This is a genomic window from Edaphobacter lichenicola, assembly GCF_014201315.1.
In the GTDB taxonomy this organism is placed as follows: domain Bacteria; phylum Acidobacteriota; class Terriglobia; order Terriglobales; family Acidobacteriaceae; genus Edaphobacter; species Edaphobacter lichenicola_B.
On the sequence record NZ_JACHDY010000002.1, the window covers coordinates 251,608 to 266,769 of the forward strand.

Annotated in this window: 11 protein-coding genes; 7 read left to right on the plus strand and 4 right to left on the minus strand. The window is 59.8% G+C overall.

What is annotated here, in order from left to right; genetic code table 11:
- The first annotated feature begins 506 nt into the window (after positions 1–506).
- On the plus strand, positions 507–1,058 hold the full coding sequence (locus HDF09_RS07445) for a DUF4337 domain-containing protein (RefSeq protein ID WP_183764096.1): 552 nt from the start codon (positions 507–509) through the stop codon (positions 1,056–1,058).
- A gap of 435 nt (positions 1,059–1,493) precedes the next feature.
- Here the strand turns inward: HDF09_RS07445 and HDF09_RS07450 are convergent, their stop codons facing one another.
- A complete protein-coding gene (locus tag HDF09_RS07450; RefSeq protein ID WP_311718976.1) occupies positions 1,494–2,267 on the minus strand; it encodes a VIT1/CCC1 transporter family protein in 774 nt (257 codons plus the stop codon).
- Positions 2,268–2,379: 112 nt separating this feature from the next.
- On the opposite strand from HDF09_RS07450, the gene HDF09_RS07455 reads away from it, so the two are divergent.
- The 4 genes from HDF09_RS07455 to HDF09_RS07470 all read left to right on the plus strand — a co-directional run bounded on the left by HDF09_RS07455 (position 2,380) and on the right by HDF09_RS07470 (position 9,981).
- Positions 2,380–3,198: a hypothetical protein gene (locus HDF09_RS07455; RefSeq protein ID WP_183764099.1), complete on the plus strand. Its 819-nt coding sequence runs from the start codon at positions 2,380–2,382 to the stop codon at positions 3,196–3,198.
- 41 nt (positions 3,199–3,239) lie between these two features.
- Complete coding sequence (locus HDF09_RS07460) at positions 3,240–6,779, plus strand: carboxypeptidase-like regulatory domain-containing protein (RefSeq protein ID WP_183764102.1); 3,540 nt, start codon at positions 3,240–3,242, stop codon at positions 6,777–6,779.
- A 65-nt stretch (positions 6,780–6,844) separates the two neighbouring features.
- Positions 6,845–9,004 carry a VWA domain-containing protein gene (locus HDF09_RS07465; RefSeq protein WP_260181011.1) on the plus strand — a complete coding sequence of 720 codons (2,160 nt, stop codon included), beginning with the start codon at positions 6,845–6,847 and terminating at the stop codon, positions 9,002–9,004.
- An 83-nt stretch (positions 9,005–9,087) separates the two neighbouring features.
- Positions 9,088–9,981, plus strand: coding sequence for a tetratricopeptide repeat protein (locus tag HDF09_RS07470; protein ID WP_183764109.1), 894 nt, complete (start codon positions 9,088–9,090; stop codon positions 9,979–9,981).
- A 5-nt stretch (positions 9,982–9,986) separates the two neighbouring features.
- On the opposite strand, the gene HDF09_RS07475 is transcribed toward HDF09_RS07470, so the two are convergent.
- Positions 9,987–10,178 carry a DUF5522 domain-containing protein gene (locus HDF09_RS07475; RefSeq protein ID WP_260181012.1) on the minus strand — a complete coding sequence of 64 codons (192 nt, stop codon included), beginning with the start codon at positions 10,176–10,178 and terminating at the stop codon, positions 9,987–9,989.
- Between the two features lie 105 nt (positions 10,179–10,283).
- Here HDF09_RS07475 and HDF09_RS07480 point away from each other — a divergent pair, with 105 nt between their 5' ends.
- The gene (locus HDF09_RS07480) at positions 10,284–11,816 is read left to right on the plus strand and encodes a family 1 glycosylhydrolase (RefSeq protein WP_183764112.1); all 1,533 of its coding nucleotides are present in this window, start codon (positions 10,284–10,286) and stop codon (positions 11,814–11,816) included.
- A gap of 21 nt (positions 11,817–11,837) precedes the next feature.
- Here HDF09_RS07480 and egtB read toward each other — a convergent pair whose 3' ends face one another.
- The gene (gene egtB, locus HDF09_RS07485) at positions 11,838–13,238 is read right to left on the minus strand and encodes an ergothioneine biosynthesis protein EgtB (protein WP_183764115.1); all 1,401 of its coding nucleotides are present in this window, start codon (positions 13,236–13,238) and stop codon (positions 11,838–11,840) included.
- A gap of 133 nt (positions 13,239–13,371) precedes the next feature.
- Positions 13,372–14,049, minus strand: a complete 678-nt coding sequence (locus HDF09_RS07490; protein WP_183764118.1) for a MarC family protein — start codon at positions 14,047–14,049, stop codon at positions 13,372–13,374.
- A 64-nt stretch (positions 14,050–14,113) separates the two neighbouring features.
- Between HDF09_RS07490 and HDF09_RS07495 the strand changes: the two genes are divergently transcribed.
- Entirely contained in the window at positions 14,114–15,055 is a 942-nt protein-coding gene (locus tag HDF09_RS07495; protein ID WP_183764121.1) for a branched-chain amino acid transaminase, read from the plus strand.
- Positions 15,056–15,162: the final 107 nt, after the last annotated feature.

A 15,162-nucleotide genomic window follows, 5' to 3' on the forward strand; every position in this document is an offset into this window, starting at 1 on the left:
AGTCATTCGCTCAGCACAAAATATCAAAACATCGTGACGCTCGAAGACGAGCGCGGAGCACTTAGCTCCTGGTGCATCTCAGATCAACTGCAGTGGCTTGGGTTTGGATTGCCGGTAGGCCCTCAGGCTCTAAACCGATATCAAACGCTTGGACTGCGCTCCGTCATCCCTTGTTACTTTGCTCTCGTGTTGCCAGAGCCAAGGTGCGAAGCAGTGTTGCTTTACTTCTCACCTAGAGTATCGTGCTTTCTGTTTCCGTGCAAGCTTGATGCTTTCCACTTCGTCTCTTGCCATATCTCTCTTTGCGACTTCCTGAGATTATCAGCGACGGAGGCTCCGCGCAAGCTCAACGCTGTGAATAATTAGGAGTTCCTGTAGAAAAGTCGGTTTTGTCCAGTAAAGACGCGGGTAAGAAATCTTCGATTCTTTGAACGTGTTGACTGGAATTGCTCCTCGATCTTCGTTTTGAACCGTGAGACTGGTGTACGGTCTAGAATCGTTCCACTATGGAAGCCAATGAAGTCTCAGAGTTTGCCAATCAGATGAAGGAATCAGGAGAGTCCGGTGGGGAGTCGCTGAAGAGCATCTCGCTCGGGATCTCGGTTCTGGCGGTGCTGGTCGCCATGGTCACCGTTCTTGGGCATCGCACTCACACCGAGGCGGTGCTGATGCAGTCTCGCGCGGGCGATCAGTGGAACGAGTACCAGGCGAAGAAGATTCGCATGGATAATCTCTCGGTCACCTTGGATCTGCTGGCGATGGAGCCTACCCTCAACGCTGCTGCCACCGAGTCGAAGCGGAAGGAGTATGAGGCTCATATCGAGAAGTGGAAGGAAGATCTCTCCGAGGAGCAGAACAAGGCGCGTGAGTTTGAGGCTGAGGTAACTCACGCCGAGGCCAAGGCCTATCGTTACGATCTTGGCGAGGCGCTTCTGCAGATTGCCGTGGTTCTCTGCTCGGTTACGCTCTTCACCCGGAGACGTGCCTACTTTCTTCTTGGACTCTCGCTGGGGGCAGCGGGGGTTGTTATCTCCATCTCTGCTTTGCTTGTGCGCTGAGGGCTCTTTTGGTTCGCTGGGAGTTGCGGATGGGTACAGGCAGACCTCTTCGATTTCTCGGGATGTCCTACCCCCCCCCCTTATTACCCGCGTGTAAACTATTTATTATGAGCGGCTTACGCACTAGCTAGGCTTCTAAATACGACATAACAAACGAGTTGCGTACAAATTCCTTCCTTGCAAGTACTTACAGGTGCTGCCTGCCTCAGAGTGACACGCGGCGCGTCCTTTTTCTTTTTTCTGTACTAGATCCAGTTTAGTGGATTGGCGGTAACTTATACGCCACGCGTATGTTGCTGATCCTAAGGTGATTGAGTCCGGAGAGGGCTTGACAGCAGAGTTTGGCCGGAAGATCGCGAGAATCGTACCATTTGAAGGCTGAAGGGCTGCTTCTTTTCGCTCAGAATGAGCGGTAATACAGACAACAAGGATGGATCAGCTTGAGCTGCCGTTGAGAAGGCGGGCCAGCGTGTAGGCGACTGCGGCTGCGGCTCCTCCGATGAGAACTGTCTGGAGGGCGCTGCGCAGCCACCCCGTGCCCACCAGCCTTCCCTTCAGTGCTCCGAAGATTGCGAGGGCAACGAGCGTGATGACGACGGAGAGTTTGAGGGCGGTGAGGTTGTCCGGGACGAGCATGTAGGGGAGCAGTGGGATGAGTCCGCCGGCGATGTAGGAGATGGCGATGGTGAGGGCGGAGCGGTGCGCGCGGTTTGCGGCGGGCTCCTCGAGGCCGAGTTCGAAGCGCATCATGAAGTCGACCCAGGCGGTGGGGTTTTGTTTGAGCGCGTTGAGGACTGGGGTTGCGCTGGCGCGATCGACGTCGTAGTGCTCGAAGATCTCATAGATCTCTTCTTCTTCGTCGCGGGTGCGTTCGACGATCTCGCGTTCTTCACGGCGGCGTTCGGAGACGTAGTGTTCGGCGTCTCCGCGAGCGGCGAGATAGCCGCCGAGGCCCATGGCGATGGAGCCGGCGGCGATTTCGGCGAGGCCGGCGAGGACTACGATGCGGGAGGAGGCGACGGCGCCGGAGAGACCTGCGGCGAGGGCGAAGGGAACGGTGAGACCGTCGGAGAGGCCAATGACGATATCGCGAACGACCTCGGAGGATTCGAAGTGACCTTCGACGTGGGGGCCGTGGGTGTGGGGTGCGTGGGCTACCTCATGCATCTGGGTAGTGTAGTGCAGGCTTTGTGCAGGCGGAAGAAGCACTGGACTGGAGCGGTTCTAAGGGATGTTTTTGCGGGCTGCAGGGAGTCTTTCGAGCAGGCGAACCGTCTGTATGAGCACGGGACTGTGGACGCAAGAGCAAGGCGGATGGTGCATGAGACAGCGGGGTATGGGGCGTTTTGGAACGATGGCGCTGGTGATGGCTCTGGCAGCTCTGCCGCCCGGATTGCGCGCCCAGCAGGGGGAGGACGATCGCGAGGGCGGGGCTGTCTTTGCGGGTGGGCAGATGGTTCGGGGAACAGTGACCGCCGCAGCCGCCGATCATCTGACAGTGAAGACTGAGGCTGGCGAGGTGTACCAGGTGGTCTTCTCCGCGAATACGCGAGTGAATAAAGACCGGCAGCCGGTGAAGGTTACAGATATCAAAGCGGGAGATGGCGTGGGCGCGATGGGGGTACTGGATCCTGCGACGAAGACGGTGCATGCGGTGTTTGTCGGCGTAATGGACGCCGAGCAGGTGAAGAAGGCGCGGGAGGGGATGGGCAAGGTCTACATCACCGGGAAGGTGACGGCGATTGATATGGACGCGCTGAAGCTGACGGTGTTGCGTCCGGATGGTGTGACCCAGGTGATTGGGGTGGATGAGCAGACCTCGTTCAAGCGCGGTGGGCGTGGGATGTCGATGCTTGCGAGTGGTGCGGGGGTGACCGAGATGGGGCCGGCGGGTGGAAGAGGGAGCGGTGCCGGCAATGCAGCTGGCGATGGATCGGGTGGAGAGAGTATTACGCTTGCGGACGTGAAGGTTGGAGATGCAGTCGCCGGACGTGGGGCGCTGAAGAATGGATTGTTTGTGCCTACGGAGCTGGGGGTCTCGGATGCAGCCGCGCGGAGACGACGGCGCGAACTGAGTGGAAACGGAGCTGTTGCGGCTCCCGCTGCGGCTCCGGCAAAACCTGCTGCGGTTCCTCAGTGATGCGGGCAATAAGGGCAATAAGGGCAATAAGTTCGAGGGTGATGGAGCGAGGCGAGGCAAAGGTGCGGGGATCGATTCGATCAGCAGCGTTGGGTTGGGCGTTGGGTCTGGTGTTGGTTGGGACCGCGTGGGGACAGGCCGTGCCGCCGGTTCAACCAGGTGCGGCACCACCGGCGCCGGATGCGGCGCCTGCTGCTGTTGAGACGCCTGCTACGGTTGAGGCGAGTGGCGGAACGATCAGTGGGACAGTGAAGGCTGGAGCAGTTCCCTTGCCCGGGGTTGCCGTGACGGCGAGCAATACGCTGACCGGGAAGAAGGATGCGACGACGACCGATGTGAATGGCGCGTTTGCGATGACGGTTCCGCGCAACGGCCGGTACGTGGTGAGGGCTGAGTTGGCAGCGTTCGCAGCGGAGACGAAGGAGGTTTTGATCAACGCCGCTGGACAGAATGGCGGCAAGCCTGCGCAGGTGGCGGAGTTTGGATTGCAGCTGGCTTCCCGGGTGCAGCAGCAGGAGGAGCGCCAGGCCGCTGCGACGAGCGCTGGAGTTGCGCGGGGGTTGCAGGCGTTGAGCGTGACTGGGGATGCGTCGGGTTTGGCTGATGCGACGGTAGGCGGAGGAGGGAGTGCCGGGGCGCAGCTTCCGTCGCTCGCAGGGATTGGGGGAGGCGATGCGGCGGCAAGCGATTCGGTGACGGTGAATGGCGCGGTGGGACAGACGAATGGGCTTGCGGGATATAGCGAAGACGATATTCGGGAGCGGGTGCAGGACGCGATTGCGCAGGCGCAGCGGCAGGGTGGGGCGGTGGGCGATATTGCGAATTCGGTGGCAGGGATGATAGGCGGAATGATGGGAGGGGGAGGATTTGGCGGGCCGGGCGGCGGTGGATTCGGAGGGCGCGGTGGTGGCGGCGGACGTGGTGGTGGTGGCGGTGGCGGCGGGTTTCGTGGGTTCAATCCTACGCAGCCGCATGGAGCGGTGTTCTACCAGGGTGGCAACGGTGCGCTGGATGCGACAAACTTTTCGTTGACGGGAGCGCCGGTGGTGAAGCCGGCTTATAGCTCGAACCGGTTTGGCGTGAGCTTTACCGGGTCGCCGTTTATTCCGGGAGTGGTGAAGGCGAGTACGAAGCAGTTCGTCTTCTTCAACGTGACGGGGCAGCGGAATATTACGCCCTCGAACCTGTACGGCACGGTGCCGACCGACGGTACCAATGGAACGGACAACGAGCGGGCCGGAGATTTTTCGCGCCTGGCGCAGACGCTGTATGATCCGGCGACGGGACAACAGTTCAGCTGCGGCGGCGTGTTGAATGTGATTTGTCCGAGTCAGATCTCTACGCAGGCTAAGGCGCTGCTGAACTTTTATCCTGCGCCGAATATTGCAACGACGGGACGACAGGGTTACAACTACCAGACGATTACGACGGCGGGAAACAACGCTACGACGGCGGCGCTGCGATACGTGCGGAACTTTGGGCAGAACAACACGTTTGGCGGGGGACGCAGGCAGCAACAGGGCAACGGGCCTGCGACGTTACGGCAGAATATCAACTTCAATGGAAGCTACTCGCACACGGCTGCGGATAATCCGAATATCTTTCTGCCACTGGGGGGCGCGACCGAGACGAATGGATATGGCGTGACTGCGGGCTACACGATCGGATATGGGAAGCTGACCAACAACGCTTCGATCAACTGGAACCGGTCGCACAGCACGGCGCGGAACTACTTTACGAATGGGAGCGATCCGCTGGATGGGACGGGGATCAGTATTCCGAAGCCGGTGATTGGGGGCGATGCGGGGATCTATAACGGCCTGCCGAGTGTGAGCCTCCCAAACTTTACCGGGTTGACGCAGGCGCTGCCGAGCGATGCGGTGAATCAGACGATCTCGTTCTCGGACTTTGTGAGTTACAGATACAAGAAACACAATATGCGCTATGGGTTTGATATACGTCGAATGCATGCGGACACGGTGGGTGGGACGAATGTGGTGGGGTCGTTCACGTTTACCGGGTATGCGACGCAGAATCCGGCGAGTGCGTGTACGCCTTCGTCGACGGTGGCTTGCCCCGTGGTTCCGCCGAGTGGATATGGACTGGCCGATCTTTTGCTGGGGCTGCCGCAGCAGTCGGCAATACAGGCGGCGACGCAGAAGACTTATTTACGCGCGAATGTCTTTGACTGGTATGCGCAGGACGATTGGCGGGCGCTGTCGAATCTGACTATGAACTACGGGATTCGATATGAGTATTTTTCGCCATACGTGGAGAAGGATAATCGGCTGGTGAATCTGAATCACAATGCGGATTTTTCGGTGGTGACGCCGGTGTGTCCGGTGGCGATTGCGGGGTCTTGTACGGCGGGGACGGTGCGGTCGCTGGTGAATCCGGACAGGAATATGTACTCGCCGCGGGTGGGGTTTGCGTATCGGCCGAAGCTGAAGATCTTCAAAGATACGGTGGTGCGCGGAGGGTATGGAATCAACTTCAACACGGGGCAGTATGCGACGCTGGCTAGAAATCTGTCGGCGCAGGTGCCGTTTGCGTTGACGCAGACCAACGTGGTAGGGCAGACGGGATGCACGCCGGGGACGTTGACGCTGGCGAATGGGTTTGGCTGCTCGACGACGCCGGTGCAGAATAACTACGCTGCGAATCTGGACTATCGACTGGGGCATGTGCAGGTGTGGAACGTGGATATTCAGCGGACGCTGCCGCTGGGGATCGTGGCGAATATTGGGTACAACGGAGCGAAGGGCGGGGGGCTGGATATTGTGCGGGCGCCGAATCGGACGGCGACGGGGGTGCTGAATCCGGGGGCGCAGCCTTTCAACTATGAGGATTCGCTGGGGTTTTCGCGGTTTCAGCAACTGAGCGTGAATGTGAGGAAGCGGCTGCAGAAGGGGGTTTCGCTGCAGGCGACGTATCACTATGGGCACTCGATCGATAATGCTTCGTCGATTGGCGGGACGACGGTGGTGCCGGCGCAGAACGATCTGGATCTGAATGCGGAGGAGGGGAACAGCTCTTTCGATGTGCGACACCAGGTGACTGGAAACTGGGTGCTGGAGCTGCCGTTTGGGCCGAATCGGGCGTTCTTTACGAAGGGTGGATTCTGGTCGAGGGCGCTGGATGGGTTCTCGCTTTCGGGGGATTTTACCTTTGCTTCGGGGACTTACTTTACGCCGCACTATATTTCGACGGTGTCGGAGACAGCTACGGGGACCAACAACACGCTGCGGCCGGACAGGGTGTTTTCGCAGCCAATCGCGGGGGAACAGAATATTTTGAACTGGTTCAATGCGGCGGCGTTTGCGGCTCCGGCGAACGGGTATGGGACTGCGTCGCGCGGGTCGATTGAAGGGCCGGGGATTGCAGTTACGGATGCTTCGCTGTCGCGGACAGTGGCGCTTGGGGAGACGCGGTCATTTGAGATGAGGGTGACGGCGACGAATGTCTTCAACACGGTGCAGTACTCGGGGATTGATACGACGTTGAACTCGCAGACGTTTGGTCAGGTGACCTCGGCGGCGACGATGCGGCGGTTGACGGTGCTGGCGCGGTTTCGGTTTTGATTTTGAGGGACGAGGCTATGAGTTTGCGACTAGCTGTGAGTTTGCGACGAGCTTTCGGTTTGCGAATGGTGGCCACGATGCTGGTGGGTGCGATTGCGTGGATGCCCGTGGGTGGGTGGGCGCAGCAGCCGGACCAGTCGGGTGGATTCACGCTGAAGGTGCAGAGCGATATTGTGCTGACGAACGTGGTGGTGCGGGACAAGAAGACGGGTGAGGTGGTGAAGGGGCTGAAGGAGAGCGACTTTACGATTCTGGAGAATGGGAAGCCGCAGAAGATTGCGAGCTTCGACTATCAGAATGTGGATGAAGCTGCGGTGCTGCGGGAGAAGTCGACCGTGATTGGGAAGGCTACGATTGCCGATCTGGTGAATGGTGAGTTTGCGGCCAATCCGGCTTCGCTGCGGGATCATCGGCTGATTGTGATGTTCTTCGATTTGAGCAGCATGCAGCCGGAGGATATCGACCGGGCGGTGGAGTCGGCGCAGGATTACGTGAAGAAGAAGATGCAGCCGGCGGATCTGGTAGCGCTGGTGAGCATGGCTACCGGCCTGAGCATGGATCAGGATTTTACGTCGGATAAGGCGGCCCTATTGAGGGGATTGGGCAAGTACAACGGGACCGAGGGGACCGGGTTTGCGAACGGGAACGAAGGGGGCAACTCGGGTGGGACGGCGGATGATGCTTCGAGCTTTACCTCGGACGACAGCGAGTACAACGCGCTGAACACGGATCGTGAGCTGTATGCGATACGGACGATCGCGAAGAGTCTCGAGCGGGTCGATCAGCGGAAGAGCCTGTTGTACTTCAGCGGTGGGCTGACGCGACAGGGGATCGAAAACCAGGCGAGTATGCGGGCGGCTACGAATGAGGCCGTGAAGGCCAACATGGCGATCTACAGCGTGGACTCGCGGGGGCTGGAGGCTCTGCCGCCGGTGGGAAATGCCTCGACCGGGAGCCTTCGCGGGACTGCGGCTTACAGCGGCGGCGCGATGCAGAGCCAGTTGGACGCGAACTTCGGCTCGCAGGAGACGCTGGCGACTCTCTCCTCCGACACGGGTGGAAAGGCGTTCTTCGATTCGAATGATTTTGCGCCGGCTTTTCAGCAGGTGCAGCATGATACGGAGGCTTACTACATTGTCGGGTTCCGCTCGACCAATACAGCGCGGGATGGAAGCTTCCGGCACCTGACGGTGAAGCTGAATCGCAGCGATGTGAAGCTCGACTACCGGCCGGGCTACTACGCGCCTGCCGACTTTCAGCACCAGAAGACAGAGGACCGGGAGCAGGCTTTGATGGAGGAACTGCGGAGCGATCTTCCGGCGACCGATGTTGCGGTGTATCTGCAGGCGTTGTACTTCAGGATGGCAGAGAACAAGTTTTTTGTTCCGGTCTCGCTGATCATTCCGGGGTCGCAGATTCATAGTGTGAAGAACGGTGACCGGGATAAAGCCAATATCGATGTGATCGGACAGGTGAAGAACGCCGAGGGCATCGTTGTGGGGAACGTTCGCGATACGGTGAAGCTGGCGCTGGATGCGGCGCAGCAGGTTCAGCAGAAGAAGATTCAATATTCGACCGGCTTTACGCTGGCTCCGGGAAGATACCACCTGAAGTTTGTGGTGCGGGAGAACCAGACGGGCGCGATGGGCAGCTTTGAGACGGACCTGCAGGTGCCCGATCTGAAGAAGACTCCGCTGAAGCTGAGCTCGATTGTGCTGTCGAGCCAGCGGGTGCCGAATACTGCCAAGAAGGTCGCGAGTCCGCTGGTGCGGGACGGGGTGGAGTGGATTCCAAATGTGCCGCATGTGTTTCGGCAGGATCAGCATCTCTACTTTCTGTACGAGGTGTACGACCCGGCGAAGGAGAAGGGTGCGCCCGAGCCTGCGAGTTCTCCGGGTTTGACGCGGCGCGAGGGCGGGCCGGTAAGGGTGCTGACCAGCATTGAATTTCTGATTGGCGGCGTGAAAGTGTATGAAACGCCACTGGTTGAGGCCAAAGCTGTGAACATCCCCGAGCGCGGCGCCGTGGCGTTCCAGTTCGATGTGCCGTTGACTCCGTTGAAGCCCGGGACCTATGTCTGCCAGGTGAACGTGATTGATGATGCCGGTGGGAGCTTCAGCTTTCCCCGGATGGCAATGAGGGTGGAGCCGGGGGCGGCACCTGTGGTGGCAGCTCCTGGAGCCGCCGCTACGCCGGTCTCCCCGGGTGGTCCTATCCAACGGTAAGGAAGTGGCTATTGACAGTGTTAAATACGAGGCCGATGATGATGGCGAACTAGTGAGGTCCTCTTATGAGACCGCAACTTGGCTTGGCTCTTCTTCTCCCTGTCTTCGCTTTTGCGCTTTCCAACCCTCCCCTGACGGCGCAGAAGCTTTCGCAACCCGCCACCCCTGACGCGGCTCGCGATTTACGTCATCAAAGCGCAGACTGGTTTGCAATCGAGCCGCATCTCCCTGATCCGGTGACTGCGAGCCCGCAAAAACTGGAAACCGCGGGAGACGTTCTGCGAGCGCGACGCTTTCCGGAAGATGCGCTGGTCTACTACGGTTATGCGCTGCAGCGCGGCGGACCGGAGCAGGAGTTACTCATTCGAATTGGTGTGACGGAGCTTGAACTGCGGCATATCGACGTTGCGCGGCTTTACTTCCTGCGGGTCGTTCGTCTGCAGAAGAAGAATGCCCAGGGTTGGAACAATCTTGGTGCGGCCGAATATGTGGAAGGGCGTTATGGGGCGGCAATCTCCGACTACAGCAAGGCGATCAAGCTGGACAAGAAATCGGCGATCTATCACTCCAACCTTGGAACCGCGCTCTTTGAAGAGAAGAACTTCGAGAAGGCGCGGCAGCAGTTCGATATCGCGCTGACGCTGGATCCGGACATGATGCAGCATCATGGAGCAAGCGGGATTGAGGCCCACATGCTCTCGCCGGCGGATCATGCGCATTACAGCTTCGAGATAGCGCGGCTCTACGCTCATCGCGGCGATGAAGAGAATATGCTTCGCTACCTTACGCTGGCCAGCGAAGGTGGATACGATGTGCTGGGATCGATGGGTTCGGACGAGGTGCTGGCGAAGTATCGCAAGGATCCGCGCGTGATAAGCCTGGTGCGGAATGCGAACGCACTGCGGAACGCAAAGACCTCGGTTGCGGATGCGCGGAGCGGAGGCGTACCGCCACTGTTGCCACAGGTTCCCAACTAATTGCACTATTTATAGGGGCAGTGACGACAATCTGAGTTACAACAGTAGCCGCGCTTGAGATGATAGGCAGCGGTGAAGACGAGATATGGACCTTCGTAGTAGAAGTCTTCGGGCAGGAGCTCCTGGGGCGCGTCTTCAGCGGGTGGAACCGGCGGTGGAATGACGGCGGGTTTGATGGAGTCCTGCATTGCTGACATAATCCTAGACCAGTATCCTAGACCAGTTTGAAAACCTGCGGGTGGGTGACCGCGGGAGTTCTTTTCAAGAGAGGGTCTGGGATGGGGTCTGGGATAGGGTCTGGGATGGATCGACGCACTTTTCTCAAAAGTTCCCTTGCGGCTGGAAGTGCCGCGTTGCTTTCAAACAACGGGCTGTCGGCGAGTGCGGCGGCGTTGCAGGATCGTGTTCCGGGGGCGATTGCGGACTCGGAGATTGAAGGCGCGCGCTTTCCGGATGGATTTTTGTGGGGGATGGCTTCGGCGGCATACCAGGTGGAGGGTGCGTGGAACGTCGATGGAAAGGGCGAGTCGAACTGGGACCGCTTCGCTCACACGGTGGGGAAGGTGAAGGGCGGCGCCAACGCTGATGTGGCGTGCGATCAGTATCACCTCTACAAGGACGACATTGCGATTCTGAAGCGGCTCAATCAGAAGAGCTATCGGTTCTCGACGTCGTGGTCGCGTGTGATGCCAAGCGGGACGGGACCGGTGAATCAGAGAGGAATCGACCACTACAGCAGGCTCGTCGATGCGTTGATGGAGGCGGGGATTCGTCCGTTCTGCACGATCTATCACTGGGATCTGCCCCAGGCGCTGGAGGATCGGGGAGGATGGCCGAACCGCGATCTTGCGTCGTACTATGCGGAGTTCGCGGGGACGCTGGCAAAGCATCTGGGCGACCGGATTACGACGTGGGCTCCGTTCAACATGCCTTGGACGTTTACTTACTATGGGTATGGAGTCGGGGTCTTTCCTCCGTGCAAGGCAGACTTCAATCAGTTTTTGAAGGCCGCGCATACGGTGAATCTGGCGCAGGGCGAGGCGTTTCGCGCCATCAAGGCTGCGTCGTCGAAGGCTACGGTGGGGAGCGCTTATGGGATGGCGCCGGCGTATCCGAAGACCGACAGCGAGGCGGATCGAGCGGCTACGGCACGCTATCACGCGATGAATAATCTTTACTTCCTGAACCCGGCGATGCATGGGGAGTATCCGAAGGCGTTTGTTGGCGCGACGCCTTATGAGGCGATGGGGTTCAGAGCGGGCGACGAGAAGATCATGAAGGTGCCGCTGGATTGGGTGGGGTTTCACTACTACACGCGGCGGGTCGTCTCGAACGCGAGCGGGAGTGGTGGCGTTGGGGGACACTTTGGCACGGAGACCGAGGGCGAAGGAGGAGGGGCGGCGCGTGATCCGCTGACACAGATGCATGTGGAGATGCCGACCGAAGGGCCGCTGACGGAGGCTGGACTGGAGGTCTGGCCGCGCGGCATCTATGACCTGGTGACGCAGATCTCGCGGGAGTTCAACCACCCGATCATTGAGATCAGCGAGAATGGCTGCTGCTATCTGGATGGGCCCGATGCCAGCGGGCGGGTTCAGGATGGGCGGCGGATTGCGTTTCATCGGGAGATACTGGCGGAGCTGGCGCGGGCTATCGCGGATGGCGCGAAGGTGCGGGCCTATCATGCGTGGAGCCTGGTCGATAACTTCGAATGGGCGGACGGATATACGCAGCGATATGGGCTGACTTATGTTGATTTTCGCGACCAGAGAAGGATCGTGAAGGATTCGGGACTCTGGTATGGGCGGGTGGCGGCTTCGAATCGGCTGACTTGAGTGGTCCCGCGGGTGTTGGAGTTACTTGGGGGCGTCCTGGGCGAGGCGGAGGCCGGAGAATTGCCATCGCGTGGCGGGTGAGAAGAAGTTTCGGTAGGTGGCGCGGATGTGGGTGGCCGGCGTAACGCAGGAGCCTCCACGAAGAATAACCTGCGAGGACATGAACTTGCCGTTGTACTCGCCGAGCGCGCCGGGAAGGGGCTTGTAGCCGGGATAGCCGGTGTAGCCGCTGGCGGTCCACTCCCAGACATCGCCGAAGATCTGCTGCAGGCCGGGAAGCGCCGACGCTGGAGTCGGATGGAGGTTGCCGGTCTCGAAGAGGTTGGCCTGGACGGCGGGGATCGCGGTGAGACTCTGCGCGGGGTTCGGTTGATAGGTGAGGAGCGCGGGTTGCGAATCAACTACTTTGCGGAGAAGGCTGAGCTGGCTGGCGGCGTGCTCCCACTCGAACTCGGTGGGGAGACGGTGCCCGGCCCAGCGAGCGTAGGCGTCGGCCTCGAAGAAGCTGAGATGGCAGACGGGGGTTTCGCTGAGGTCGTCAAGCGAGCGGAAGCCTTGCATGGTGTAGATGGACCAGCCGGAGTTGGTCTCTTCATCGCGACGCCAGTAGAGTGGGGCCTGCCAGCTTTCGGCGCGGTTGGTAGTCCAGCCCTCGGAGAGCCAGAGCTCGGGGCGGTTGTAGCCGTTCTGGTCGATGAAGGCGAGGAATTCGGCGCAGGTGACCAGACGCGTGGCGAGGCGGTACGGCGCGAGATAGACGGGGTGGCGCGGAGTCTCGTTGTCGAAGGCGAATGCGGAGACGGACTGGATGGGGTCGGTGGGATCGAGCTTGAAGCCGATTTGGGTGATGCCGCCTGCGAAGTCGATCCAGTCGAGCGGCGGCGCGATGGTGTCGAGCTTCTGCTTCACGGGTGACTCGAGGTAGGGAGGATGCAGCGGGTTGGTGAAGAGAGCGTGCTTGATGTCAGTGGCGATGAGCTCCTGGTGCTGCTGCTCGTGCTCGAGGCCGAGGGCGATGCGGCGGGCGGCTTCGTCTTCAAGCGGATGCTGCATCAGGGCCGTCATGGCAGCGTCTACGTGAGTGCGGTAGGCGAGGATCGAGTCGAGGGGAGGACGGGAGAAGGAGGCGCGGAGTTTCTTCTCCGGCATCTCGCCGAGGGAGTTGTAGTAGCTGTTGAAGAGCCAGTGAAAGTCGGGATGGAAGGGCTGGTAGCCGGCGGCGAACTCGCGGAGGATAAACGTCTCGAAGAACCAGCTGGTGTGGGCGAGATGCCACTTGACCGGACTGGCTTCCGAAGAGGACTGGACCATCATGTCTTCTGGAGATAGGGGACTACAAAGATGTCTGGTCGCCTGGCGAACGGCTTTGTATCGCGCGAGGAGTGATGTAGCGGCGGCGGTTGTATCAGCTGTCTGGGACATATTCTTCTCGCTTGGTGAAGAGATAGCGAACAGAGATGTGATGCCCTGTAGGACTTCAAAGTTGCTGAAAGGTTACGCCAGTCCGGTGACCCGTGCGCGCAAACGGCGCTTCCTTCGCAGCTTCCAATGCTGCTTACGGCTTGTTGATCACACCGAGATCGACCATGCCGTTCACAAAGTATTGCACTGCGAGGGCAACCAACAGCAGGCCCATGATGCGGACCAGGATTCGGACGCCGGTCTCTCCCATAGCGCGAGCGACGCGATCCGAATTCCCGAGGACGAGGTAACAGATCATCGCCGTAATGAAGATGGATACTAAGATCGCTACCATCTGCCAGCGCGTCTGGGCCTGGCCGACCAATACCATCACGCTGGTGATGGAGCCTGGGCCTGCGAGCATCGGAATGCCGAGCGGGACGATGCCGGCGTCTTCTTTCTGAGCGGCTTCGGTGGTCTCCTCCGTCGACTCCTGCGTAGGCGAGCGCTTGGCCTCGAGCATGTCCAGACCGATGAGCAGAAGGATGATGCCGCCGGCGATCTCGAAGGCCGGAAGCGTGATGCCGAACATCTTGAAGATGTACTGCCCAGCGACGGCGAACGCGCTGAGCACGACCAGCGCCGTGACAGACGCCTTCCAGGCCATCTTTCGTCGGCGCGCCGCATCCGCACCAGCCGTCACCGCGAGAAAGGTGGGCAGAGCGGCAAACGGGTCGACGAGAAAGAAGATGGAGCTGAGCGCGAGAACAGAAAACTGCACATACGCCGAGTGCTCCAGCCCCGAGAGACTGACGGCATGGGGATTGAACATCACTCTCTATTCTCCCATGCCGGGCAGCCGTTATAATGGTGCTTCAGCGCCTAGGAGCGTACGAATGCCCATACAGACCACCACGAATATCTGGCACAACGGGAGCCTGATTCCCTGGGACAAAGCCCAGATTCACGTTATGTCCCACGTCGTCCACTACGGCTCGTCCGTCTTTGAGGGCATTCGCTGCTACGCCCAGCCGAACGCCGCCAGCATCTTCCGCCTGCCGGAACACATGGCTCGGCTGGTCGATTCGGCCAAGATCTACCGGATGCCGCTTCCCTACACCGTGGAACAGCTCTCGGCCGCAGTGATCGATGTGGTCGAAGCTAACGGCGTTGCTCCTTGCTACATCCGCCCGATTGCCTTTCGCGGGTATGGTGAGCTTGGCGTCAATCCGCTGAAGTCGCCGGTTGAGGTCTACATCGCAAACTATCCCTGGGGCAAGTACGTTCCGGGCACCTCCGGAGCCGATGTCTGCGTGTCGAGCTGGAGCCGGCTTGCTCCGAATACGATGCCGACGCTCGCCAAGGCCGGTGCGAACTATATGAACTCGCAGCTGATTCGCATGGAGGCCGAGATCAACGGCTACTCCGAGGGCATCGGCCTCGATACCAATGGCTACCTCTCTGAAGGCTCGGGGGAGAACCTGTTCCTGGTGCGCGGTGGCGCGCTCTACACCACTCCGCTGGCGAACTCGGTTCTAAACGGTATCACCCGCAGCTCCGTTCTCACCCTGGCCAAGCAGCTCGGCATCGAAGTGGTCGAGCAGGCGCTTCCCCGCGAGATGCTCTATATCTGCGATGAGGCCTTCTTTACTGGAACCGCCGCCGAGGTAACACACCTCCGTTCGGTCGATCGGATTATGGTGGGCGACGGCACGATGGGCCCGATCACCAAGGCTCTGCACGATGAGTTCTTCGGCATCGTCCACGGCACACTGCCGGACCGCCACAACTGGCTGACGCCGGTGAATGTGAAGGTCGGCGAACCGGTCGGCGTATAAGCAACTGAAAAGTCACAAATAGAGAAGAGGCAGCCATAGCGGCTGCCTCTTCTTTTGTGTGTGCCAGTTCCCCTCGCGTTGTTCGGGCCTTGGATAACCGAACGATA